General features: G+C 72.4%; 17 protein-coding genes. 9 read left to right on the top strand and 8 right to left on the bottom strand.

The window, feature by feature from the left end:
* From ACTJK8_RS03335 to ACTJK8_RS03325, 3 genes are all read right to left on the bottom strand, one after another.
* Positions 1 to 919: cache domain-containing protein (locus ACTJK8_RS03335; RefSeq protein WP_440761573.1), on the bottom strand; the 919-nt coding region annotated here is incomplete at its 3' end.
* A gap of 629 nt (positions 920 to 1,548) precedes the next feature.
* Entirely contained in the window at positions 1,549 to 5,022 is a 3,474-nt protein-coding gene (locus ACTJK8_RS03330) for a PAS domain S-box protein (protein ID WP_440761516.1), read from the bottom strand.
* Positions 5,023 to 5,221: 199 nt separating this feature from the next.
* Positions 5,222 to 5,767 carry a TetR/AcrR family transcriptional regulator gene (locus tag ACTJK8_RS03325; RefSeq protein WP_029360879.1) on the bottom strand — a complete coding sequence of 182 codons (546 nt, stop codon included), beginning with the start codon at positions 5,765 to 5,767 and terminating at the stop codon, positions 5,222 to 5,224.
* 151 nt (positions 5,768 to 5,918) lie between these two features.
* Here ACTJK8_RS03325 and ACTJK8_RS03320 point away from each other — a divergent pair, with 151 nt between their 5' ends.
* Positions 5,919 to 6,467 (top strand): sugar O-acetyltransferase, encoded by a 549-nt coding sequence (locus ACTJK8_RS03320; protein WP_041372302.1) that lies wholly within the window; start codon positions 5,919 to 5,921, stop codon positions 6,465 to 6,467.
* Positions 6,468 to 6,785: 318 nt separating this feature from the next.
* On the opposite strand, the gene ACTJK8_RS03315 is transcribed toward ACTJK8_RS03320, so the two are convergent.
* Positions 6,786 to 8,534 (bottom strand): outer membrane beta-barrel protein, encoded by a 1,749-nt coding sequence (locus tag ACTJK8_RS03315; RefSeq protein ID WP_245297874.1) that lies wholly within the window; start codon positions 8,532 to 8,534, stop codon positions 6,786 to 6,788.
* A 550-nt stretch (positions 8,535 to 9,084) separates the two neighbouring features.
* On the opposite strand from ACTJK8_RS03315, the gene ACTJK8_RS03310 reads away from it, so the two are divergent.
* Both ACTJK8_RS03310 and ACTJK8_RS03305 read left to right on the top strand, forming a co-directional pair.
* Complete coding sequence (locus tag ACTJK8_RS03310; protein ID WP_012318753.1) at positions 9,085 to 9,363, top strand: hypothetical protein; 279 nt, start codon at positions 9,085 to 9,087, stop codon at positions 9,361 to 9,363.
* A 175-nt stretch (positions 9,364 to 9,538) separates the two neighbouring features.
* Positions 9,539 to 9,856 carry a hypothetical protein gene (locus ACTJK8_RS03305; protein WP_012318754.1) on the top strand — a complete coding sequence of 106 codons (318 nt, stop codon included), beginning with the start codon at positions 9,539 to 9,541 and terminating at the stop codon, positions 9,854 to 9,856.
* Between the two features lie 52 nt (positions 9,857 to 9,908).
* Here ACTJK8_RS03305 and ACTJK8_RS03300 read toward each other — a convergent pair whose 3' ends face one another.
* Positions 9,909 to 12,650: an MGH1-like glycoside hydrolase domain-containing protein gene (locus ACTJK8_RS03300; RefSeq protein ID WP_440761515.1), complete on the bottom strand. Its 2,742-nt coding sequence runs from the start codon at positions 12,648 to 12,650 to the stop codon at positions 9,909 to 9,911.
* Between the two features lie 351 nt (positions 12,651 to 13,001).
* Here ACTJK8_RS03300 and ACTJK8_RS03295 point away from each other — a divergent pair, with 351 nt between their 5' ends.
* The 6 genes from ACTJK8_RS03295 to ACTJK8_RS03270 all read left to right on the top strand — a co-directional run bounded on the left by ACTJK8_RS03295 (position 13,002) and on the right by ACTJK8_RS03270 (position 19,873).
* The gene (locus ACTJK8_RS03295) at positions 13,002 to 14,135 is read left to right on the top strand and encodes a branched-chain amino acid ABC transporter substrate-binding protein (RefSeq protein WP_440761514.1); all 1,134 of its coding nucleotides are present in this window, start codon (positions 13,002 to 13,004) and stop codon (positions 14,133 to 14,135) included.
* Positions 14,136 to 14,256: 121 nt separating this feature from the next.
* Complete coding sequence (locus ACTJK8_RS03290) at positions 14,257 to 15,147, top strand: LysR family transcriptional regulator (RefSeq protein WP_012318757.1); 891 nt, start codon at positions 14,257 to 14,259, stop codon at positions 15,145 to 15,147.
* Between the two features lie 136 nt (positions 15,148 to 15,283).
* Entirely contained in the window at positions 15,284 to 16,048 is a 765-nt protein-coding gene (locus tag ACTJK8_RS03285) for an HpcH/HpaI aldolase family protein (RefSeq protein WP_440761513.1), read from the top strand.
* Positions 16,049 to 16,072: 24 nt separating this feature from the next.
* The gene (locus tag ACTJK8_RS03280; RefSeq protein WP_012318759.1) at positions 16,073 to 16,960 is read left to right on the top strand and encodes a 2-hydroxy-3-oxopropionate reductase; all 888 of its coding nucleotides are present in this window, start codon (positions 16,073 to 16,075) and stop codon (positions 16,958 to 16,960) included.
* Positions 16,961 to 17,004: 44 nt separating this feature from the next.
* Entirely contained in the window at positions 17,005 to 18,609 is a 1,605-nt protein-coding gene (garD, locus tag ACTJK8_RS03275; protein WP_440761512.1) for a galactarate dehydratase, read from the top strand.
* A 76-nt stretch (positions 18,610 to 18,685) separates the two neighbouring features.
* Positions 18,686 to 19,873 (top strand): PepSY-associated TM helix domain-containing protein, encoded by a 1,188-nt coding sequence (locus ACTJK8_RS03270; protein WP_440761511.1) that lies wholly within the window; start codon positions 18,686 to 18,688, stop codon positions 19,871 to 19,873.
* Between the two features lie 107 nt (positions 19,874 to 19,980).
* On the opposite strand, the gene ACTJK8_RS03265 is transcribed toward ACTJK8_RS03270, so the two are convergent.
* The 3 genes from ACTJK8_RS03265 to ACTJK8_RS03255 all read right to left on the bottom strand — a co-directional run bounded on the left by ACTJK8_RS03265 (position 19,981) and on the right by ACTJK8_RS03255 (position 23,287).
* A complete protein-coding gene (locus tag ACTJK8_RS03265; RefSeq protein WP_440761510.1) occupies positions 19,981 to 22,164 on the bottom strand; it encodes a TonB-dependent siderophore receptor in 2,184 nt (727 codons plus the stop codon).
* 426 nt (positions 22,165 to 22,590) lie between these two features.
* A complete protein-coding gene (locus ACTJK8_RS03260; protein ID WP_440761509.1) occupies positions 22,591 to 22,857 on the bottom strand; it encodes a hypothetical protein in 267 nt (88 codons plus the stop codon).
* A gap of 130 nt (positions 22,858 to 22,987) precedes the next feature.
* Entirely contained in the window at positions 22,988 to 23,287 is a 300-nt protein-coding gene (locus ACTJK8_RS03255; RefSeq protein ID WP_440761508.1) for a hypothetical protein, read from the bottom strand.
* Positions 23,288 to 23,491 lie beyond the last annotated feature (204 nt).

The following is a 23,491-nucleotide window of genomic DNA, read 5'->3' as shown; positions in this document are numbered from 1 at the left end:
TCGGCCGCCGCCGCGACCGTGCGGGACTGGATCGAGGTCTGGCCGGCCAAGCCCGACATGGAACCGGCGGTGGCCTGCAGCTCGGTGGCCGCGGCCGAGACCTGCCCGATGATGCCCCCGACCGCGGCCTCGAAACCGTCCGCCATCTGGCGCATGCCGTCACGGCNCGGGCCCGCGCCGTCTCCGCCTCGAGCTGCCGGGTGCGGATCAGGTTGTCCTTGAACACCTGCACGGCGGCGGCCATCCGGCCGATCTCCTCGGTGCCGCCGGTGCGGGGCACCGCCCGCTCGAGGTCTCCCCCGGCGAGGCCGTCCATCGTGTCGGTCAGCGCCCGGATCGGGCGGGCGACGCCCCGGCCGATCAGCGTCGCCAGGCCGGCGATCACCAGCGCGGCGAGGGCGGCGCCGGCGAGGAGGCGTTGGAGGGCCGGGCGCACCTGATCGGCGGTGTCGTCCGCGTAGATCCCGGTCCCGATGATCCAGCCCCAGGGCGCGAAACCCTTCACGTAGGAGATCTTGGGCACGGGCCGGTCGAGGCCCGGTTTCGGCCAGCTATAGGCGACGAACCCCGCCCCCGCCCGGCGAACCTGCTCCACCATCGCGACGAAGAGGTGCTTGCCGGCCGGATCGGTGAGGCCGCCGACATCCTGACCGATCAGCGCGTCCTTCGGATGCAGCAGCATCCGCGGCTGCATGTCCTGGATCCAGAAATACTCGCTGCCGGCGTAGTGCAGGCCGCGGATCTCCGCGATCGCGGCGGCCTGGGCGGCCGCGCGGCTCATCCGCCCCGCCCGCTCCTCGCCCTCGAAGTAGGCCAGCGCCCCGTGCGCCGCCTCGACGAGGTTGCGGGTCTGCAGCGCGCGCGCGTCGCCGATCACCCGGGACAGGTCCCAGGCCGCCAGCCCGATCAGCACCGCCATGCCGAGCAGGGCCATCGCGGTGATCAACTGGAGACGGGTGCCGATGCGCAGGGTCATGGGAATCCGGGCGTCGCGGCGCAGGGCCGCCGCGTCCGACGCGGGGTGCATGCGCGAGAGGGGGAGAGCTTCGTGGAGGCTATAAGCGGCAGGCCGGAACGCAGTTCGGTCGGCGAAGGCGGCTTATGTCATCACAGGTAATAAGAAGTTATGTCCGAATAGATTGGAATATGGCGCTAATAGTATGCGTATATATGGCTGATGCTGATTGAGGTTGTGTTTCAGGTCCCGGCCTGACGGACGGCCCGGCGGACGGCCATCGGCATCACCGACGCCGTCGGTTCCCGTTCCCGTTCCCGTTCCCGTTCCCGTTCCCGTTCCCGTTCCCGTTCCCGTTCCCGGTCCGGTCGTGGAATCGTCCCGATCGGGGTCGTCGGAGGGGCGGGACAGGCGCCCGGCCCGGATCGGCGACGGCCATCCTCGAGCCGCCCTCGAACCGTCCTCGAACCGTCCTCGAGCCGTCCTCGGCCCGGTCGCCGCACGACCGGGAGCGGCTCTCGCGGGCCGCCGAAGAGGGCGTGGTGCGCGCCGCGGGGGCGAGCGGGTTCAGGTCGTCCGCTCAGGTCGTCCGCTCAGGCCGCGCGCAGCACCGCGATCTCGTCGATCGTCGCGGCCGCCTGGGCCCGGAGCGTGGACAGCAGCGCGGTGACGTCGTCGCCCGCGCGGCAGGCCGTCTCGAAGGCCCGGCAGGTCGCGGCCAGATCCACGAAGCCGATCATGCTGGCCGCCGACACCATGGCGTGCGCGTCCCCCATCAGCCGCGTCCGGTCGCCGTCGGGCGCCGCCGGCCCGAACCGCTCGGCGAGTTCCTTCGCCAGCATCGCCAGGAGATCGCCCATCCGCGCCCGGCCGACCATCGCGGTCATCTCGTCCAGGGTGGCGCGGTCGATCGTGCCCCCGCGGCGCGGCGGCTCCGCGCGGGGCCCCGCCCAGCGGTCGATCGCGGCGAGCAGCGCGTCCGCGCGGAACGGCTTGCCGATATGGTCGTCGAGCCCGGCGGCGCGCAGCTCGGCCACCTGCTGCGGCAGGACGTTCGCCGTCATCGCGAGGATCGGCAGGCGGCCGGCGGCGCCGCCCAGGGCGCGGATCCTCCGGGTCGCCGCGATGCCGTCCATCACGGGCATCTGCACGTCCATCAGCACGAGGTCGTAGGACCGCGCCTGGACGGCCGCTACCGCGGCGACCCCGTCGGCCACCACGTCCACCGCGTGCCCGGCGCGCTCCAGGATTATCCGGGCGAGGTCCTGGTTGAGCGGCACGTCCTCGGCCAGGAGCAGGCGGCGGCCGGTCGCGCGGGCGATCGCCGAGGCCGGCGCGGTCTCGCGGGCCGGTGGGAAGGCGGCGGGCAGGTCGGCTTCGAACCAGAAGGTCGAGCCGTGACCGACCGTGCTCGCGACGCCGATCGTCCCGCCCATCAGCGTGACGAGGGATTTCGAGATGGCGAGCCCCAGCCCGGTGCCGCCGTACTCGCGGCTGATCGAGCCGTCGACCTGCGAGAAGCGCCGGAACAGGCGGTCGCACTTGTCGGTCGGGATGCCGATGCCGGTGTCGCGGACCGCGAAGCGCAGCCGCGTCCCGCCGGTCGCGCTGGCGGCGTCCGGGCTGACCCGGACCGACAGGTCGATGCCGCCCGAGGCGGTGAACTTCATGGCGTTGTTGAGCAGGTTGAGCAGGATCTGCCGGAGGCGGTCCTCGTCGCCCTCGATCCAGTCGGGCAGGCCCGGGCCGAGGGCGACCGTGAGGGCGAGCCCCTTGCGCTCCGCCGAGGGGCGCACGATCGACACCGCGTTGTCGATCAGCGCCTCCAGGGCGAAGGGCCGGGGCACGATCTCGATCTGGCCGGCCTCGACCTTCGAGAAGTCGAGGACGTCGTTGACCACCGTCAGGAGCGCGGCTCCGGCGGTGCGGATCCGGTCGGCGTTCCGGCGCGCCGCCGGGCCGAGATCCGTCCCGTCGAGGAGCAGGTCGGCGTAGCCGATCACCCCGTTGAGCGGCGTGCGGATCTCGTGGCTCATGGCGGCGAGGAACTCGCTCTTGGCCGCGCTCGCCCGCTCCGCCTGCAGGCACGCGGCGTCGGCCGCCGCCTTGGCGTCGAGGAGCGCCGCCTCGGCGGCCTTGCGGGCGGTGACGTCGATGTTGAGGCCGATCATCCGCCGCGCCTGCCCGGGCGCGCCGCGCCCGACGCCGTTGATCCAGCGCACGCCCCCGTCCGGGGTGGGGACGCGGAACTCGATCGAGAAGGTCTCCCCCGCGGCCGCGGCCGCCGCGGCGATCTCCATCGCGCGCTCCCCGTCGCCGCGGTCGATCAGCGCGAGCCAGTCCCGGGTGTCGAGGACGTGGTTCCGGTCGGTCTCGATGCCGTGGAGGCGCGCGCTCTCGGGGGACCACTCGATCCGGCCGCTGTCGAGGTCGAGGTGCCACGTTCCGGCATGCGCGGCCTGCTGAGCGAGGTGCAGCAGGCTGCTGGCAGCCTCCACCTCGCGCCGGGCGGTGACGATCTCGTCGATGTCGAGGGCGGTGCCGAGCATGCCCACCATGGTCTCGCCCTGCCAGATCGGCAGGAGCACGATCTTGTGCCAGCGGTAGGGGCCGTCGTGCCGCTGCAGGCGGCCCTCGACCTCGTAGGGCGCGCGGCGGGTGGGGGCCTCCGACCAGAGCCGCTCCATCCGCTCCGCGTCGTCGGGATGGGTCCGGGCGATCCGGGCGGCGCGCGTCGGGCCGATCGGGCCGTAGTAATCCTCGAAGCGCCGGTTGACGTAGGAGGCGTCGCCGGTCTCGATGCTGGCGATCCAGACGAGCTGCGGCAGCGCGTCCGCCAGGGCCCGGTAGCGGGCCTCGCTCAGGCGCAGGGCGTCCTCCGCGGCCTTGCGGGCGCTCACGTCGCGCAGGGTCGCGACGTAGCCGTCCGGGGCGCCGGTCGCCCGGTCGTGGGTCAGGCTGAACGAGATCTCCAGCCAGACCCAGTGCCCGTCCCGGTGCCGGTAGCGCTGGGAGGTCAGGGCGCGGGACGCGCGGCCGCCGGTGAGGTCGTCGAGCACGCGGCGGTACGCGCCGACCTCGTCGGGGTGGACGAAGTCGAGGGGGTGGGTGCCGATCAGGTCCTGCGGGTCGTAGCCCAGGACGGCGCGCACCGCCGGCGAGACGTAGCGGCGGCGGGCGGTCAGGTCGGACCAGATGATGATGTCGGTGGCGTTCTCGGCCAGCAGCCGGTAGCGGCGCTCGCTCTCCTCCAGCGCCCGCTCGGCGATCCGGTTCTGCGTCACGTCGCCGAAGGTCAGGACGGTGCCGCCGTCCGGCAGGGCCGAGCACCGGACTTCCAGGATCAGCCCGCTGGGCAGGCGCCAGTCGAACAGCGGCGGCAGCGGGCCCCGCCCGCGCCCGGCCGTCGCGAAGCCCGGATCGGACCCGGCCTCCGCGAAGTCGCCGCGGGCCCGCTGGTAGGCGTGGATGTCCGGGAGGGCGACGCCCGCCCGCAGGATGTCGTCCGGCAGGTCGAGGAGGTCCGCGGCGCTCCGGTTGAACGCGCGCACCCGCCGGCCGGCATCGAGGACGACCAGGCCCTGCTCCATGCTGTCCAGCGTGCCGCGCAGGATCATGTCGGTCTCGCGCGCCCGCCGCTCCGACTGGACGAGGTCGGTCACATCGAGGATGAGGCCGTGCAGGGCCACGAGCGCGCCGTCGGGCCCGGACTCGGGCAGCCCCTGGATGATCGCGTCCAGCACGGTCCCGTCCGGGCGGACGACGCGGGCCCGCGCCTGGTAGGGGATGGCCGGCCGGCTCCCCTCCAGGATCCCCTCGAGCCGCGCGACCAGGGCGGCGCGGTCGTCCGGATGATAGCAGGCGACGTGCTCGGCGAGCGGCAGGTCGCACGCGCCGGGCGTCCCGAGCAGCCGCGCGAGATTCGCCGACCGGGTCACCCGGCGGGTGCGCGGATCGAGGCGCCACTGCCCGAAGCCGGGGGCCCCGTCCCAGGGGGCAGGCTCGCCCGCGGCCTGAGGCCGAGCGGGATCCGGCGGCGCGGCCGGGCGGGTCGCGTCAGTCTGCATCGGCGCTTGCGGATCCCTGCCAGCGACGCGGACCGCGCCCGGACGCGCCGGCGGCGCGCATATCGGCACGAACCTGCTCGTGCGATGGTTGCGGATTCCTTGCCGGCACCGTGCGGCATTCGGCGCCTGTCACCCCGCGATCACGATCGCTTGAGGGCCCGGCGCGCCGGAGCGTGTCGCGGCGCGGACGGGAGCAGACCTACCGCACCAGCCGCTCGACGATCGCCCGCACCTGCGCGCGATCCGCCGGCTGCGGGTCGACCGAGCGATGGATCGTCAGGCCCTCGATCATCGCGTCGAGGGCCTTGGCGGTCTCCGGCGCGAAGTGCCGCCCCAGGGCCGCGCGGCTCTTGGCCATCCAGTCCTGCATCACCCGGCGCAGCGGCGGGTTCCGGGCCGCGAAGGCGTAGAGCTCGTAGCTCAGCAGCATCGTGCGCGGGCTCGCCCAGATGTCGCTCACGATCAGGTCGACCACGGCCTCGCAGGCCTCGTCGACGGTCGCGGCCGCGGCGAGCCGGTCGGCGAACCGCGCCGAGACCGTGTCGGCCAGCCCGGTGAACGCTTCCGTCAGCAGCGCGTCGAGGCTGTCGAAATGGTAGGTCATGGAGCCGAGCGGCACGTCGGCCGCCGCCGCGACCCGGCGGTGGGTCGTGCCGGCGACGCCGTGCTCGGCGACGACGTCGAGGGTCGCCCGGACGATGCGCGCCCGGCGATCCGGGTCGAAACGGCGCTGGGCGGCGGGCAAGCAGACCTCCTCGGATCCGGTTCAGGGCAGCCGGGCCGTGACGCGCGCGGCCTCGATGTGTACATCTGTACGCATAGCTGGGGCCCGCGGTGTCGGGCCGGAGGCGGACCGACGCGGCCGGAGGGAGGTTCTCACCGTGACGACAGAGATCATGAAGACCCAGAAGCAGAAGATGCTGGCCGGCGAGCTGTACTGCGCCGACGACCCGGAGCTGGCCGCCGACAACCGGCGCATCTCGGAATGGATGGACCGGTATAACGCCACGCAGACGCGGAGCCAGCCCGAGCGGCAGGCACTCCTGGAGGAGGCCTTCGCGCGCGTCGGTCCGGGCTGCAACATCCGGCCGCCGTTCCACTGCGACTACGGCTACAACATCAGCCTGGGCCGCGGCGTGTTCCTGAACTTCGGGTGCGCGATCCTCGACGTGATGTCGGTCACGATCGGCGACCTGACGCAGATCGGCACGGCCGTGCAGATCCTGACACCCGATCATCCGCGCGACCCGGCGCAGCGGCGGCAGATGCTGGAATTCGCCCGCCCGGTGGTGATCGGCGCCAATGTCTGGATCGGCAGCGGCGCGATCATCCTCCCCGGGGTCACGATCGGCGACGACGCGATCGTCGGGGCGGGCAGCGTGGTCACGCGCGACGTCCCGGCCGGCGTCACCGTGGTGGGGAACCCGGCGCGGCCGCGGCCCTGAGGGGATGAGGGGGCGCGGGGCGCGCGCTGCGTGGGGGAGCGGTCCGGCCGCGTCGGCCCTCCGCCGAGCCTGCCGGAGCTCCCGTCCGGGCCGGAGCTCCCGTCCGGGCCGGACCTGCCGGGGACGCCGACGACCGGTCGCGGCCGGTTCACACGGCCGCGCGGCCAAGCTGAGCGGCCCCGCGGCGTCGCTGCCGCGGGCCGGGTCGGGCCGATGCCGGGATCGCGGCACCGGGATCGCGGCACCGGGATCGAACGGCCGGCGCGGCCCGTCCCCTGACCGGCCGCGCCGGCGTTCGGGCGCGGGGTGGCGGCTGGATCAGTCCTTGCGGATCGGGGCCGCCGGAGCGCCTGTCTCGCCGAAGCCGAAATCGGCCAGCCGGTAGGAGAGCTGCGCGAACCCGCCGTAGCGACCGGTCTCGAACTTCATCGGGCTGGGCGGCGAGAACGGGAAGGCCGTCGTGTGCGCCTTGTCGGCCTGAAGCTGCCAGTAGCGGCCGCCGACGCCGACGCTGACGGACGGCGTCAGGTCGTACGAGATGATCCCCTCCAGGAAGTAGCCGTCGCCGCGGCCGCCTTCCGGCCCCGGGTTGATGTCGGGCCGCAGCCAGTGCCGGTCGACGCCGCTCAGGCTCACGACCGGCAGGTAGGCGCCTTCCAGGCTCAGCCGGACCCGGTCGAACCGCGCTTCGCCGATCACGCCGACGCGCAGCGCGTTCCACTGCATGCTCTCGCCCAGCGTCTTCATGCTGGTCGGGTAGGGTCTGGCGCAGGGAGTCCCGCCCGCCACCTGACGGCAGCCGTAGCCGTTATACAGTTCGGACGCGAACTGGTAGCCGAGGAAGCCGCCGAGCTTGTACCCGTCCCGGCGCAGCACGTCGTAGCCGAGATCGATCACGCCGTAGCCGATGTCGCCGTCCTTGATCGGCGACAGCGTCTTCGAATAGCGGCGCAGGGCGGGCGGGAAGTCCTCGTCGGCGAGGCGGCCGCCGGTGACGCCGCCCGAGCCGAGGAAGCCCTTGGCGAACAGGCCGGTGGGGTTGTGCTCGAGCCGGGCGAAGCTCTCGCCGGCATGCGCCTGGGCGTTGGCGTAGGTCAGGCGGGAGTTGAGCTGGCCCGGCGCGTCGGGGTCGCCGAGCTTCTCGCGCGGGGTCCCGGCGCTGAAGAAGTAGCGCAGGCCGCCCTCGAAATCCCAGGTCGCCGGGCCGGCCAGCGCGACCGGCGGCAGGTCGGGCAGCCCGGCTCCGAACCGGTAATTGAGGCCGACGCGGGCCAGGAAGCCGTCCGTCGCGACCCGCGTGCCGGCGTGGTAGCCGGTCAGCACGGGGTACGACGGAGCCGGGAGGACCGCCCGGGAGCCGAGATCGTAGTAGAGACCCTCGACCTTGGCGGAGAGGTGCTCGCTGAAGGCGTGCTCGATGCCGGCACCGGCCACGTAGCCCAGGCGCACCGCGCCCTGGCGCCCGTCGAACAGCGGGAAACCGGCCAGCGACAGGTTGTTGTCGGTCCGGACCGTGCCCGCGGCGAGGCCGCCCGTGGCGTAGACGAGGGTGCGATCGACGGCGAAGCCGATCCTGCCGCGCAGGGTGGCGAGCTCGTCCAGCCTCTGGCCGGAATGGGCGACGCTGCGGCGATAGAAGCCGCCGCCCGCGGCCGGAAAGGCGCCTTCGCGGCGATCGTAGCCCCACAGCCGGGTGAATTGGTAATCCGCGGCGGCGCCGGCGACGAAGCCGGAATTCACCTGCCAATCGTAGCCGACCTCGGCGCCGCCGACGAAGCTCCCGTCCGAGGCCCGCTTCGATGGAATGACCGGGCAGTTCCGGGCTCCGGGCTGCCCGTCCGGACCTGTGCAGACGAACTGCGTGGCCCGATCGAGGGTCCCGTAACCGGCGAACAGGCCGGCATGCGCTCCGGTCCAGGAGAAGATCGGCACGGCCGTCACCGCCGGCGGAAGGGCCCTCCGCGGGAGGTCCGCCGCCATCGCGGTCTGCGACAGCAGGCACAGGAGAAGTCCGGAACTCGAGATGCGATACATGTAGTGTCCCCCGCCGCGCGTCGTCGAAGGCATGAGCGTCAAGGTCTCTTCGTCGGTCAGGATTCGGATGCCGAAGTGGAGCTTCTGCTGATCTCGCGCGGTTCGCATAATGCGTTCTTATGACTAGGTCATGATGTCTCGATTTTGAAGCGCGAAGTTTTGATCTGTCTCATCAAATTTCACTCGCTCCGCAATCGTCGATGCGAGAAGTGTATTTTATTGATGTCGTGTATCTTCGAGACTTAGTATGTTGAGGGTGTATTGGAGTCATTGTCAGCGGAGATTTTGCTCTGATCTTCGGTCGCGCCGCGGCTTGGTTCCGTTCGCTTTTGCGGCCGGGTGATGCGTTCGTGCATCACCTGCGCCCTGCCCGGTCCAATCCAGGGCGGCCACGGGGCCGGGCCGCCGGCCCGACGCGATGCCCGTCGCGACACCGCTCCGGCGCGTTCGTGGCGGGGCGGCCCGGTCCGGGGAACCATCCGGGCAGCCCGAGCCTTCCTGGGCGGGATTGCGGGCGGACCCGGCCGCGAGTCCCCTGGAAACGCCCGCCCGTCTTGCCGGGCGGCGAGAGAGGAAACCTCACGTGCGTTCAACGATCATTGCCGCCGCCCTGCTGGCGGCCCTCGGCTCCGCCGTCGCGATCCCGGCCTCCGCCGCGCCGATCGGACCCGGCACGGGCGTGTCGGCGCCCGCCGGCATGGTCTCGACGGTCCAGATGGATCCCGTCGAGCGCCACATGATGCGCCGTCGCATGGAGCGCCGGATGATGCGCCACCGGATGGAGCGCCACATGATGCATCGGGAGATGCGCCGCGAGATGCGCCACCGCGAGATGCGTCGCGAGATGATGCGTCGCATGTGACGCGCATCCGCGCCGGGGCGGCGTCCGACCCGGCGCGGGCCGGGGCAGCGCCGCGAGGCGGGCTTCCCGCATCGCGGGGGCTGGGCTCGATTTGGCCGGGGGTGCCACGTCCGAGGCGATCGAACCATCCGCGCCCCGACGCGTTTCTGGCCACCGACAAGGGAGGATTGGTACGATGAAGGCGATTCTGGCAGCGGCCGCGGTGAGCCTCGGCATTCTGGGCGTGGTCGGCCCGGTCTCCGCGCAGCCGCGCCCCGACTACGACGATTACGGCGGGCGCGGTTACCGCGACCGCGGCGATTACGATTACCGGGACCGCGGCTACCGCGACCGGGACGATTACCGCGGCCGCGCCAATTACGGGTTCGACGAGCGCGAGTACCTGCGCTGCAACCCGGATGTCCGGCGCGCCGTGGCCAACGGCCAGATGGAATCGGGGGCTGCCCATTACCGGGTGTTCGGGCGCCGCGAGGGCCGGCGGCTGAGCTGCTGACCGGCTTCTGACCGGCTGCTGGCCGGATCGGCCGGTTCCCGACCGGGCGCGCCTACCGGGCGCGCGCCCGGTCGCGCAGCAGGTTGATGATCAGGGCCGTCCAGCCGGTCTGGTGCGCGGCGCCGAGGCCCCGCCCCGTATCCCCGTCGAAGAACTCGTGGAACAGCAGCGGCTCCTCGGCGCCCGGTGCCGGGGCGATCGGCGGACGGGTGCCGAAGGCCGGCCGGCGGCCTGTTTCGTCCTTGGCGAACAGGGCGATCAGGCGATCCTCCAGGGCGTCCGCGATGGCGCTGAGCGTGAGCAGCGCGCCCGAGCCCGTCGGGTATTCCACCCGGAAGTCGTCGCCGTAATAGGTGTGGAACCGCCGCAGCGCCTCGACGATGAGGAAGTTCATCGGCATCCAGACCGGGCCGCGCCAGTTCGAGTTGCCGCCGAACATGTTCGAGGTGGAATCGGCCGGGTCGTACCGGACCGTGAAGGAGGCGCCGAGCTCGTTGAGCACGTAGGGCGCGTCGCGGTGCACCTTCGACAGGGAGCGCACGCCGTAGGGCGAGAGGAACTCGGCCTCGTCGAGCATCCGGCGCAGCAGCGCCTTCATCCGGTGGCCGCGCAGCAGCGACAGCAGCTTGCGGTCCTTCACGCCGCCCTCGGTCCAGCGGGAGACCAGCCGGGCGAGGTGGGGCCGGTTCTCCAGCACCCAGTTCAGGCGCCGGGCGAAGTCCGGCAGCCGGTGGAGCACCGAGGGCTCGATCACCTCGACGGCGAAGAGCGGGACCAGCCCGACCATGGAGCGGACCCGCAACGGCAGCATCCCGCCGCCGGGGATGTCGACCTCGTCGTAGTAGAACTCGTCGATCTCGTCCCACAGGCCGAACCCGCCGCCCTCCCCGCCCCCTGACCCGCCCCCTGACCCGCCCCCTGACCCGCCCATGTCGGTCATGGCCTCGGCGATGAGCAGGAAGTGCTCGAAGAACTTGGAGGCGGTGCTCTCGTAGACGTCGTTGTGGAGGGCGAGCTCCAGGGCGATGCGCATCATGTTGAGCGCGTACATCGCCATCCAGGCGGTGCCGTCGGCCTGGTGCACCACCCCGAAGCCCGGGGGCGGGCGCGAGCGGTCGAACACGCCGACATTGTCGAGTCCCAGGAAGCCGCCCTGGAAGACGTTGCGCCCCTGCGCGTCCTTGCGGTTCACCCACCAGGAGAAGTTGATCAGGAGCTTGTGGAACACGCCTTCCAGGAAGGCGAGGTCGCCCCGCCCGCCCCGCCGGTCCCGGTCGATCTCGAACACCCGGTAGGTGGCCCAGGCGTGGACCGGCGGGTTGGCGTCGCCGAACTCCCACTCGTAGGCCGGGAGCTGGCCGTTCGGGTGCATGTACCATTCGCGGGTCAGCAGCAGGAGCTGCTTCTTGGCGAAGTCCGGGTCCAGCAGGGCGAGCGGCAGGCAGTGGAAAGCGAGGTCCCAGGCGGCGAACCAGGGATATTCCCAGGTGTCGGGCATCGACAGCACGTCGGCCGCCGCGAAGTGGCGCCACTGGCCGTTGCGGCCGCCCGCGCGCGCCCGGAGCGGCGGCGGCTGGAGCGGGTCGCCCTCCAGCCAGCGCCGCACGTCGTAGCAGTAGAGCTGCTTCGACCAGATCAGGCCGGCGGCGGCCTGGCGGAAGATCGCGCGGGACTCCGGGCTCGCGATGCCGTCCTGCAATTCCTCGTAGAACGCGTCGGCCTCGGCGACCCGGCGGCGGACCAGGGAGCCGTCGTCGACGGCCCGGGCGCGCAGGCCCGCCGACAGCCGCAGGCGGACCCGGGCGGTCTCCCCGGGCGCCAGCCGCAGCGCGTAGTGCAGGCCGAGCTTGGTGCCCGCGTCCCGGCGCACCGCAGCGGGATCGCCGTCGACGATCGCCGCGTGGAGCCCGTCCTTGAACGGCCCGGGGGCGTCCGGCTGCCCGCCGTGCCGCCGCAGGTTGGTGTCGTTCTCGCAGAACAGGAGGTCCGGCGCCCCGTCGAAGGCGAGCCGGTACGGCCCGAGCCGGTCGTGGGTGCAGATCGCGCCCCCGTCGGGCGCGCGGGCGATCCGCGGGCGCGCCTGCCCGGCCGGCCCCGCCTGCCACGACCACGTGTTGCGGAACCAGAGCTGCGGGACGAGGTGGAGGTCGGCGGGCTCGGGCCCCCGGTTCAGCGCGGTGATCACCGCGTGGACGTCGTCGGCGTCGGCCTTGGCGTACTCCACGGTGACGTCGAAGAACCGGTCCCCGTCGAAGACGCCCGTCTCCTCGATCTCGTACTCGGGCTGCTCCCGCCCGCGCCGCCCGTTCTCGGCGACGAGGTCCGCGTAGGGAAAGGCCGCCTGCGGGTAGCGGTAGAGCATCTTCAGGTAGGCGTGGCTCGGGACCGCGTCGAGGTAGTGGTAGACCTCCTTCACGTCCTCGCCGTGGTTGCCCTCCTGGTTGGTCAGGCCGAACAGCCGCTCCTTGAGGATGCGGTCGCGCCCGTTCCAGAGGGCGAGAGAAAGGCAGAGGCCGCCGCGCTCGTCGCAGATCCCCGCCAGCCCGTCCTCGCCCCAGCGATAGGCGCGCGAGCGGGCGTCCTCGTGCGTCAGGGCGGCCCAGGCGTTGCCGCAGGGGCTGTAATCCTCCCGCACGGTCCCCCATTGCCGCTCGCTGAGGTAGGGACCCCAGAGCGACCACGCCCGCTCGCCCCGGCCCTGCTCGGCGATCCGGCGGCGCTCGGCCCAGTCTACCGACGCGTCCCGACCCTCGCCCCGATCCCCGTCCCGATCCTCGTCCGCGCGCGGCCCCATCAGCCGCGTCCCGGACGCGGGCTCGGTCGGCTGGGGCTGGGGGCGCGGCGGGGACAGGAGGCGGCCATCGGTCACGGCGGGTTGCTGCGGATGCGCCGGCCCGATGCATCATTGACGCCAGCCCGGCCCGGCCTGCCGCGCGGCCGCCACACAGCTCCGCGAGGGCGAGCCCTCCGGCCCCGCGGCCCGCCCGTCCCCGGGCCGTCCGGCCCGCCCCGAAACCTTGACCCCGGTGAAGGTGAGCGACAGGATCGCGCCGGCTGGTCTGCGACTCGACGCGCGGCGATCCGCGTTGATCTGTCCGAATTCAGCGTTCGTCGGCGATCTGTCCGGCCACATCTTGGGGGAAAGATGACGCGATTACTGATGGCCGGCCTGGCCGGGCTGCTGTTCATGACCGCGGCGCGAGGTCAGGAGGGCGGCGCGCCGGTGAAGATCGGCGTCGCCGCGCCCATGACCGGGCCGAACGCCGCCTTCGGCGCCCAGATCCGGAACGGCGTGAGCCAGGCGGTCGAGGACCTGAACAGGGCCGGGACGCTGAAGGGCACGACGCTGACCGTCACGGTCGGCGACGACGCCTCCGACCCGAAGCAGGGCGTCTCGGTCGCCAACAAGTTCGCCAGCGACGGCGTGAAGATGGTCGTCGGCGACTACAACTCGGGCGTCTCGATCCCGGCCTCCGACGTCTACCTCGACGCCGGCATCATCCAGGTCACGCCGGCCTCCACGAGCGTGAAGTTCACCGAGCGCGGCATGTGGAACACGTTCCGCACCTGCAGCCGCGACGACCAGCAGGGCGCGGTGGCGGGCAGCTACCTGGCCGCGCACTTCCCGGGCAAGAAGATCGCCTTCGTCCACGACAAGACCCCCTACGGCAAGGGTCTGGCCGACGAGACGCTGAAGACCTTTCGGGCCAAGGGCGGCAGGGAGGTGCTGTTCGAGGGCATCAACCCGGGCGAGAAGGATTATTCCGCCCTCGTCTCCAAGATGAAGTCGGCCAACGTCGACGTCGTCTATTTCGGCGGCGTGCACACCGAGGCCGGGCTGATCATCCGGCAGATGCGTGACCAGGGCCTGACCGCCCGCATGATGAGCGGCGACGCCATCCCCGACAAGGAATTCGTCCAGATTGCCGGCCCGGGCGCGGCCGGGACTCTGATGACCTTCGCGCCGGACGCCCGCAAGAACCCGAACGCCAGGGGCGTGGTGGCGGCGTTCAACGCCCGGGGCATCGATCCCGAGGCCTACACGCTCTACGCCTACGCGGCCGTGCAGGTCCTGGCGAAGGCGATGGCCGAGACGGGCTCCAGCGACGGCCGGGCGCTCGCGGACTGGCTGCACCAGGGCAAGCCGGTGGACACGGTGGTCGGGCCGATCGCCTACGACAGGAAGGGCGACCTGACCCGGCCCGACTACGTGATCTACGAGTGGACGAAGGGCCCGGACGGCCGGATCGACTACGCCGGGCACGAAGTGGCGCCGTAGGCCGGGCGGGCCGGGCCGGCCGCCGCCTCACCTAATTGGATGAGGGCGGCTGCCTGAACGTGGCGGCCGCGCAGGGCTTATGCTTCCCCCGACTGCGCCGCCATCCGCAGAGGGAGCCTTCATGTTCGACTTCAGCCAGCTCCGGTGCTTCGCCGCCGTGGCGGAGGAGCTGCATTTCGGGCGTGCGGCCGCCCGGCTGAACATGACGCAGCCGCCGCTGTCGCGGCAGATCCAGGTTCTGGAGCGCGTCCTCGACGTGCAGCTCCTGGAGCGCACCAGCCGCACCGTCCGGCTGACCGCCGCCGGCCGCAGCTTCCTGCCCGAGGCCCAGCGCATCCTGCGGCTCGCCGAGACCGCGACCCACGTCACCCGGCAGGTGGCGGCGGGGCGGGCGGGCGTCCTCAAGTTCGGCTTCACGGCCGCCTCGGCCTACGACTTCCTGCCGCGCCTCGTCACCGCGTTCCGGCGGGCGCTGCCGGACGTGACCCTCGCGCTGCGCGAGATGGTCAGCAAGGACCAGATCGAGGAGCTGCTCGCCGGCCGGATCGACGCCGCGCTGGTGCGCCCGCCGGTGACGCACCCGGACCTGATCGCCGTCCGGGCGCTGGCCGAGCCCCTGGTGGTGGCCCTGCCGGCCGGGAACCCCCTGGCCCTGCGCGACGGGCTCACCCCCGCCGATCTCGGGCGCGAGCCGCTCATCGGCTACGCGCCCAACGAGGCGCGCTACTTCCACGACCTCGTCCTGGGCCTGCTCGCCGAGGCCGAGATCCGGCCCCCTATGGTCCAGCAGCTGACGCAGATCCACTCGATCCTGGCCCTGGTCCGGGCGTCGCTCGGCATCGCCCTGGTGCCGGCCGCCGCCGAGCGCCTGCGCTTCGAGGGCGTGGTGTTCCGGCCCCTCGCCCTGCCGGCGCCGCGCCCGGTGGAGCTCCTCCTCGCGTGGCGGCGCGACGCGGACGACCCGCTCATCGCCCAGCTGGTCTCGATCGTGGCCGAGATGCCGCCCGCGTGAGCCGGCGCGGCCGATCGATGCTCGATCCGCATCGATCGATCCAGTGTTTGGCTTTGACCTCGCGGCGGAAGGCTGCGCGTGATGGGGCGGACGGCGCGCAGACGCCGCGACGCGCCCGCGCGCAGGGAGGATCGTGATGGACAGCCTCACCAACCGCTTCAAGGCGGCCCTCGCCGAGGGGCGCCAGCAGATCGGCCTGTGGTGCAGCCTCGCCAGTCCCATCTCCACCGAGGTGGTCGCCGGGGCCGGGTTCGACTGGCTGCTCCTCGACATGGAGCACTCGGCCAACGACCTCCGGGACATCTACGCCCAGCTCCAGGCGATGATGGAGGGCGACACGCACCCGATGGTGCGGGTGCCGAGCGACGACCCGATCACCATCAAGCGCGTCCTCGACGCCGGCGCGCAGTCGCTGATGATCCCCAACATCGACGATGCCGCGCAGGCCGCCCGGGTGGTCGCGGCGACGCGCTACGCGCCCCGCGGCATCCGCGGCTTCTCGCAGGCGCCCCGCGCCGCCCGGTTCGGCCGGATCAAGGACTACCACACCCGCTGCGAGGCCGAGATCTTCGTGGCGGTGCAGGTCGAGTCCCGCCGCGCCCTCGACAATCTGGACGCGATCGCCGCCGTGGAGGGCGTGGACGGCGTGTTCATCGGGCCCGGCGACCTGTCGACCAGCCTCGGCTATCTCGGCCAGCAGGGCCATCCGGAGGTGGTCTCCACTATCGAGGCGGCGATCGCCCGGATCGTCAAGGCCGGCAAGCAGGCCGGCATCCTCACGCCGAGCGAGGAGCTGGCCCGCCGCTACATCGCGGCCGGCACCCGCTTCACCGCGGTGGGCTCCGACATGGGGCTCCTCGCCCGCAACGCCGAGGCGCTCGCCGCCCGCTTCCGCGCCTGAGTTCCGCAACCGGGATCGCTACGCATGAACATCGGATTCATCGGCCTCGGCATCATGGGCGCGCCCATGGCCGGACACCTGATCGCGGCGGGCCACAGCCTGTTCCTCAAGTCCCGGCGCGGCGTGCCCGAGGCCCTGCTCGCGGCGGGCGGCACCGCCTGCGCCACCGCAGCCGAGGTGGCCGAGCGCGCCGACACGATCATCCTGATGCTGCCCGACACCCCGGACGTGGAGCAGGTCCTGTTCGGGGCGGACGGGGTCGCCGGGGGGCTCAGCCCGGGCAAGACCGTGATCGACATGAGCTCGATCGCGCCGCTGGCCACCAAGGATTTCGCCGCCCGGATCGCCGAGCGGGGCGGCGCCTATCTCGACGCGCCGGTCTCCGGCGGCGAGGTCGGGGCCAAGAACGCCGCGCTCTCGATCATGGTCGGCGGCGAGGCCGAGACCTTCGCGCGCGCCGAGCCCCTGTTCGCCGCCATGGGCAAGACGGTCACGCATGTCGGCCCGGTCGGGTCCGGGCAGGTCGCCAAGGTCGCCAACCAGATCATCGTCGCCCTGACCATCGAGGCGGTGGCCGAGGGGCTGCTCTTCGCCTCGAAGGCCGGCGCCGACCCGGCCAAGGTGCGGCAGGCGATCACCGGCGGGCTGGCCACCTCGCGGATCCTGGAGCTGCACGGCGCGCGGATGATCGAGCGGACCTTCGATCCCGGCTTCCGCATCGGCCTGCACCAGAAGGACCTGAACCTCGCCCTGGACAACGCCCGGACGCTCGGCCTCAGCCTGCCCGCCACGGCGCTGGCGCAGCAGCTGTTCTCGGCCTGCGTGGCGCAGGGCGGCGCGGCCTGGGACCACTCCGCCCTGGTGAAGGCGCTCGAGGCCCTGGCGAACCACGCGGTCGGCGACGCCGCCTGATCCCGACAGGAGCCCGGACGGGCGCGAGACGGAAGGAGCATCCGATGCGGGCCGAGATCGAAGCCCCGACCCGCCCGCACCCGGCCGGCGCGGGGGCCGGCGGAGGGGCCGCAGGGGCCGCCGGAGACGTGCCGCGCACGATCCGCCTGAGCGCGCGCGACAACGTCGCGATCGTGGTCAACGCCTTCGGGCTGCCGGCCGGCACGGTGTTCCCGGACGGGCTGGAACTCGTCGAGTTCGTGCCGCAGGGCCACAAGGTCGCCCTCACCGACATCCCGGAGGGCGGCGAGGTCCGCCGCTACGGCGAGGTGGTGGGCATCGCGACGCAACCGATCCCGCGGGGCGCCTGGGTGGAGGAATCCCGCGTCGCCACGCCGGTCGCCCCGGCCCTCGACGCCCTGGAGATGGCCACCCGCGTGCCGGCCCCCCTGCCCCCGCTCGCGGGCTACACCTTCGAGGGCTACCGCAACCCGGACGGGTCGGTGGGCACCAAGAACATCCTGGCGATCTCGATCAGCGTCCAGTGCGTCGCCGGCACCCTCGACGTGGCGATCCGGCGGATCAAGCAGGAGCTGCTGCCGCGCTTCCCCAACGTCGACGACGTGGTCGGCCTGACCCACGCCTACGGCTGCGGCGTCGCCATCAACGCCCCCGAGGCGGTGGTGCCGATCCGGACGCTCCAGAGCCTCGCGCGGAACCCGAATTTCGGCGGCGAGGTCATGGTCGTCGGACTCGGCTGCGAGAAGCTCGTCTCGGAGCGCCTGCTGCCGGATGCGGGCGCGGCCGGCGACGGGGTGGTGCGCCTGCAGGACGAGCGCCACCACGGCTTCTCGGCCATGATCGACAGCATCCTGACCATGGCCGAGGCGCGCCTCGCGGTGCTGAACCGCCGGACGCGCGAGACCTGCCCGGCCTCCGAGCTGGTGGTCGGCCTGCAATGCGGCGGCAGCGACGCCTTCTCGGGCGTCACCGCCAACCCGGCGCTGGGCTTCGCGGCCGACCTGCTGGTCCGCTGCGGTGCCACCGTGATGTTCTCCGAGGTGACCGAGGTGCGCGACGCGATCCACCTGCTCACCCCGCGCGCCAAGTCCCCGGAGGTCGCCGCGGCGCTGGTCCGCGAGATGGCGTGGTACGACGCCTACCTCGCCAAGGGCGAGGCCGACCGCCGGGCCAACCCGTCGCCGGGCAACAAGAAGGGCGGGCTCAACAACATCGTCGAGAAGGCGCTGGGCTCGGTCGCCAAATCGGGCACGAGCGCGATCTCCGGGGTCCTGGCGCCCGGCGAGCGCGTCCGCGAGAAGGGCCTGATCTTCGCCGCGACGCCGGCGAGCGACTTCGTCTGCGGCACGCTGCAGCTCGCCTCGGGCATCACCCTGCAGGTGTTCTCCACCGGCCGCGGCACGCCCTACGGGCTCAGTCAGGCGCCGGTGATCAAGGTCGCCACCCGCACGGAGCTCGCCGAGCGCTGGGCCGACCTGATCGACCTCGATGCCGGGCGCATCGCCACCGGCGCGGCGACGATCGAGGAGGTCGGCTGGGAGCTGTTCCACCTGATCCTCGACGTGGCGAGCGGGCGCAAGCGCCCCTGGTCGGACCGGTGGGGGCTGTTCAACGACCTGACCCTGTTCAACCCCGCGCCGATCACCTGAGACTCACCGGCGGGACGGCGTTGCGTCCCGCCGCGTCGTCAGCGTGGCCGGACTCTGCTAGGCAGCCGGCACTGCCATGACGCTGCCGATTCCCTCCCTCCGGACCCTGCTCTTCCGCCTGCACTGGGCGCTCGGCCTCACCGCCGGCCTCGTCCTCGCCCTGATGGGCCTGACCGGGGCGCTGATGAGCTACGAGGAGGCGGTCACCGCCTTCGCCAACCGCGACCGGCTCGAGGTCGCGCCCGGCGGCCGGACGGCGCTGGCCCCCGCGGCGCTGGCGGCGCGGATCGACGCGCAGGCGGGCGGCCGCGTCGCCAACGTGCTGACCCTGTCGGACGACCCGCGCGCGAGCGTCCACGTCCGCTTCGCCCGCGATCCCGAGACCCGCGCGCGGCCGCCCGCCGCCTACGCCGACCCCTACGACGGCGCGCTGCTCGGCCCGGTGCGGCTGGAGGGCGCCTTCACGACGGTGCGGGACCTGCACCGCTGGCTGCTGCTGCCCGGCGGGTCGAAGGGCTGGGGCCGCACGGTGACGGGCGCCTGCACCCTGGCGCTGCTGGCCTTCCTGGCGACCGGCCTCTACCTGCGCTGGCCCCGGATCCACCGCTGGCGGATCTGGCTGAAGCCGGCCCTGTCGCGGCCCGGCCGGCCGCGCTGGTGGTCGCTGCACGCCGTGGTCGGGACGTGGCTCCTGCCGGTCTACCTGGTCATCGCGCTGAGCGGCCTGACGTGGTCCTACCCGTGGTTCAAGGATGGCGCGACGCGGCTGCTCGTGGGCGCTCCGGACGCCGCGAAGCCGGCCGGCCGCAGGGCCGCCGGAAAGCCGGCCGATCCCGCCGTCAGCGGCCCGGCCGTCGACCGCGCCTGGGCGGATTTCCGCGCGCGGACCGGCGCGGAGGCCGGCACGGCGGTCCTGACCCTCCCGGGCGCCGACACGAAGGCGATCCGCATCCGCTGGCTGCCGAAGGGCGTCGACGCGCCGAGCGCCCGCAACGAGGACCGCTACGATCCCGCCACGGGCGCCCTGCTGGCCTCCGAGCGGGCCGCCGACGCGCCCCTGGGCCGGCGCCTCCTGGACAACGTCCTGGAGGTGCATCGCGGCCGCTTCTTCGGCGACCTCGTCGCGCTGCTGTTCTGCCTCGCGGCGCTGGCCATGCCGGGTTTCGCGGCGACCGGCCTGACGCTCTACGTCCTGCGCCGCCGCGCCGGGGCCCGCCGGAGGGCCGTCGAAGCCGGGGCGCCGGCGGGCGCCGTCCAGGCGTGACCGTCAGCCCGGCGAGCCCCTGAGCACCTGTCCAGGGCGGTCTCTCCGACCCCTGGTCTCGTCCCGACGGGCCTGCCTCGAGGGCCCCGCGATGCGGGCCGCCCGGCTCAGAGCCGGGCGGTGATCGTCGCCAGCACCGAGAGCGGCGCGCCGGGGAGGTTGTTGAACTGGTTGAACGGCTGCTCGATGTAGCGGCGGTCGGTCAGGTTCCGGGCATTGATCGAGAATCGGGCGTGCTCGCTGAAGTCGTAGAACACGGCCGCGTCGAGCCGGGCGTAGCCGCCCACCGAGTAGCTGTTGTTCAGGTCGCCGGCGCGGCGCCCGACATAGGTGATCCCGGCGCCGACGTTCCAGCCGAGCAGGAAGCCGTCCTGGAACTGGTAGGTGGACCAGATGCTGCCGCTGAAGGCCGGCGCCCCGACGAGACGGTTGCCCACCGCGAAGGTGGTGTCCTTGGTGATCCGGGCATCGAGGAAGCTGATGCCCCCGATGACCTTCCAGCCCGTCATAACCTGGCCGGCGAGGTCGGCCTCAACGCCCTCGGAGCGCTGCTGCCCGGTGATCACTGAGAAGCCCGTGTTGATCGGGTCGGCGGCCGAGACGTTGTTGCGGACGATGCGGAAGGCCGCCGTCGAGAGAGTCAGGTCCGGGGTGAGATCGAGCCGGCCGCCGATCTCGTAGAGTTCGCCGGTCTCTGGGCGCGGATTGACGGCGTTGTAGACGTTGTCCGTCTGCGGCTTGAAGGAGGTCGCGTAGCTCGCGTAGAGCGTCAGCGGCTCCACCGGCCGATAGACGAGACCCACCCGCGGCGACGTCCCCGACAATTGCTGGTCGGGCGGGATGGTGCGCGAGGTCGGGACGCGGCTGAAATAGTACTGGTTGCCCGTGTCGTAGCGGACGCCGACCAGCATCTGCAGGCCGAGGCCGAGATCGATCTGGTCCTGCACGTAGAGGCCGGTCAACTCGTTCTTCTGCTTGAGATCGGACTGGAACTGGAGGCCGACGATCGGCGATCCCGGGACCGGGTTGAGGAAGCTGATCGACGGGAAGTTCGTGCTCTGCGTCTGGTAAGCGCGCCGGTAGCCGTTCGTGTACTCGACCCCGGTGAGCACCGTGTGCCGGAAGCCGAGGAGGTCGAACTTCGCCACCATCTCGGTCTGGCTGTCGACGGCCGCGTAGGTCGAGTAGACCGCAGTTTCCCGCCGGGTCACCTGGGTGTTGCGGTTGGTGAGACCGATGGCTCGGGTGGCCAACAAATCGAAGCCGCCCCACTGCGCGTTGAGCACCTCGCGCAGGGTGATGTTGGCGTTGAGGTCGTGCTCGACTTTGAGCAGGCCGAAATTGGCGTAGCCGTTATAGCGGGAGAACGGCTCGCCGTAGTAGCGCGCGATGTTGTCGAGCGGCACGCGGCCGTTCCGCGCGATCAGGCCCTCGTCGTACTGGTTGTCGACCCGGGTGAACTCGCCGAGGAACGTGACGCGCGTGTCCGGCGTCGGAGTCCACGCGAAGGCCGGGGCCACGAAGGTCCGCGCATTGTCCCGGCCGTAGAAGTTACGGAACGTCGGATCCGACTGGGCGGCGAAGCTCAGCCGTCCGGCCAAGCCCTCCACGCCCTCGATCGCGCTCGACACCGAGCCCTGCACCCGTCGGAAGCCGAAGCTGCCGGCCTGCAGGTTGATGTCGCCGGACGGTGCCGGCGTCGGCTGGCGGGTGACGATGTTGATCAGGCCGCCCGGGTCGCCGCGCCCGTACAGCACCGAGGCCGGCCCCTTCAGCACCTCGATCCGTTCCACGTCGGCCAGATCGCGGGTCACCGAGGAGAAGTTGCCCGCCTGGTTCAGGAGGACGCCGTCGATGGCGTAAGTCTGCGTCCTGAACCCGCGGATGATGAAGGTGTCGCTCCGGCCCTGGATCGTACCCCCCGGCTGGACGCTGCTGACGTTCTGAAGCGCGTCGCTCAGACGGATGTCCTGCTGATCGACGAGGACGTCGCGCGGCACCACCTGCACCGATTGCGGCGTGTCGCGCAGCGGTGTGTCGGTCCGAGTCGCGGTGGCCGAGCGCGTGGCGCGGTAGCCGATCACAGGGCCGCCCGCCCGCTCGTCGGCGGGCCCCGTGCCGGTGACGCTGAGTTCGGAAAGGGCAATCTCGTCAGCCGCGGGCGCGGCTTGCGCGAGAACCTCCGTTGACGCGAGGAGTATAAGCGTTGTCGCAAGTCCGGCGCCGCAGAAATTCGAGCGCGGTGGACAATATTTTGCGCGATCGACACTGTCGATCCGATCAAAAATCATAGTTTAAAATCGTTCTCAGGAGTGGCGCGTCGAGTGGCTCCTGCGGTTCTAGAATCTAAAAGTCGTGTCTTCTCAACGCCCATCGGGAAAGCCGCGGGTGACGCGCGCATCCTCTGCCCGGATGTGGCGCGGAAGGCACGTTTTGAGCGGCAATGCTTTGAAATGATTCAAAGATGCCAACCTTTGCGTGTGCAATGCTGGGCTTTGCAACCGGTAACGGCCCGGGACGCGCCGGGCGCGGGCCGACTCACGGCGACGCGCCCCGCCGGGGGCCACGCGGCGTCGCCCGTGAGAACGGCCGGCCCGCGCGAGGGGGGGATCGCGGACCGGCCGGCGTACCGCGGGCCGGATCCGGCCCGCGATCGGTGATGGCGGCGGTGAGGGCGCGTCGCCGGTGGGGCCCGGGGGCGCGCAGCGGCGCCGGGATCAGCGGGCCGCGGGCCGATCCGGGAGCGCCGGGGTCGGCAGGCGGCCGTCGAGCCCGGCGTCGAGCCGCGCGCGGAGCGGGGCGATCGCCGCGGCGACGTCGGAATCGGGGAGCGCGGCCGGGTCGCAGTCCGGCGCGGTGGCGCGCGCCGGCAGGGTCGCGGCGAACCGGTCGCCGCTCCCGGCCCCGCTCCGCGCCGTCATGGCGGCGCTGTCCGGGTTGCGGGTCGATGCCGACCGGATCTCCGCACTCAGGGTCGCGGCCACGCGGCCGAGGTCCTGCAGGGCGGTGCGGTGAAAGCCGGCGCGCGCGCAACGGGCCCCGGCGGCGTCGAGGATGTGCGCGCGCCGGGCGGGCGGGTGGCCGCGGTCTCCGGCGCCCCGTCCGCCGCGCCGGTCACGACCCGGGCTGCGCCGCGGCGGCGACCGGCGCGACGCGGCTCTGATCCTTGCCCAGGCTGGCGACGGCGCAGGATTGCGGTCCCTGACTGAGGTCCGCGCAGATCCGGGCCTGCCAGCCATCCGGGCCGGCGCCGGTCCAGTTGATCAGCGCCAGCCAAGCGAGGGCCAGGACGGCGCCGAAGGTCAGGTTGGCGGGGGTGCAGACGGCGCGGACGAGGGCGAGCGCGCCCGGGCCGCGGGCGCCGAAGCGCTGGGCATCGAGATCGGACCAGCGGCCTTCGAGGGTGAGAGCCATCGCGCGCTCCTGTTTGCCCCACCCTTGTAATGAACGTTCATTCTCATGTCAATGAACGTTCATTCTCATCGCGGCCGCGCGACGGGCGAAGCTGCAGCGATCCGCGGCCGGGACAGGGTTCGTCGGGCGGGGGGGGCCGAGCGCGCGGCCGAGTCCCCGGCAGCGCTTCAGGGGCGCCCGGGCGGCCGTCCGGGACGGTGCGCG

It is taken from the genome of Methylobacterium sp. 22177, from assembly GCF_052045615.1.
GTDB lineage: Bacteria > Pseudomonadota > Alphaproteobacteria > Rhizobiales > Beijerinckiaceae > Methylobacterium > Methylobacterium radiotolerans.
Note: the sequence above shows the minus strand (reverse complement) of the source record. Positions and strands in the feature narration are given on the sequence as shown.

Bases quoted from the DNA above. Each gene is read 5' to 3' on its own strand.
- ACTJK8_RS03330 (WP_440761516.1), bottom strand. From the start codon at position 5,022: ATGCAGACTGACGCGACCCGCCCGGCCGCGCCGCCGGATCCCGCTCGG.
- ACTJK8_RS03320 (WP_041372302.1), top strand. From the start codon at position 5,919: ATGAAGACCCAGAAGCAGAAGATGCTGGCCGGCGAGCTGTACTGCGCC.
- ACTJK8_RS03315 (WP_245297874.1), bottom strand. From the start codon at position 8,534: ATGCCTTCGACGACGCGCGGCGGGGGACACTACATGTATCGCATCTCG.
- ACTJK8_RS03305 (WP_012318754.1), top strand. From the start codon at position 9,539: ATGAAGGCGATTCTGGCAGCGGCCGCGGTGAGCCTCGGCATTCTGGGC.
- ACTJK8_RS03300 (WP_440761515.1), bottom strand. From the start codon at position 12,650: ATGGGGCCGCGCGCGGACGAGGATCGGGACGGGGATCGGGGCGAGGGT.
- ACTJK8_RS03295 (WP_440761514.1), top strand. From the start codon at position 13,002: ATGACGCGATTACTGATGGCCGGCCTGGCCGGGCTGCTGTTCATGACC.
- ACTJK8_RS03290 (WP_012318757.1), top strand. From the start codon at position 14,257: ATGTTCGACTTCAGCCAGCTCCGGTGCTTCGCCGCCGTGGCGGAGGAG.
- ACTJK8_RS03285 (WP_440761513.1), top strand. From the start codon at position 15,284: ATGGACAGCCTCACCAACCGCTTCAAGGCGGCCCTCGCCGAGGGGCGC.
- ACTJK8_RS03280 (WP_012318759.1), top strand. From the start codon at position 16,073: ATGAACATCGGATTCATCGGCCTCGGCATCATGGGCGCGCCCATGGCC.
- garD (WP_440761512.1), top strand. From the start codon at position 17,005: ATGCGGGCCGAGATCGAAGCCCCGACCCGCCCGCACCCGGCCGGCGCG.
- ACTJK8_RS03270 (WP_440761511.1), top strand. From the start codon at position 18,686: ATGACGCTGCCGATTCCCTCCCTCCGGACCCTGCTCTTCCGCCTGCAC.
- ACTJK8_RS03265 (WP_440761510.1), bottom strand. From the start codon at position 22,164: ATGATTTTTGATCGGATCGACAGTGTCGATCGCGCAAAATATTGTCCA.
- ACTJK8_RS03255 (WP_440761508.1), bottom strand. From the start codon at position 23,287: ATGGCTCTCACCCTCGAAGGCCGCTGGTCCGATCTCGATGCCCAGCGC.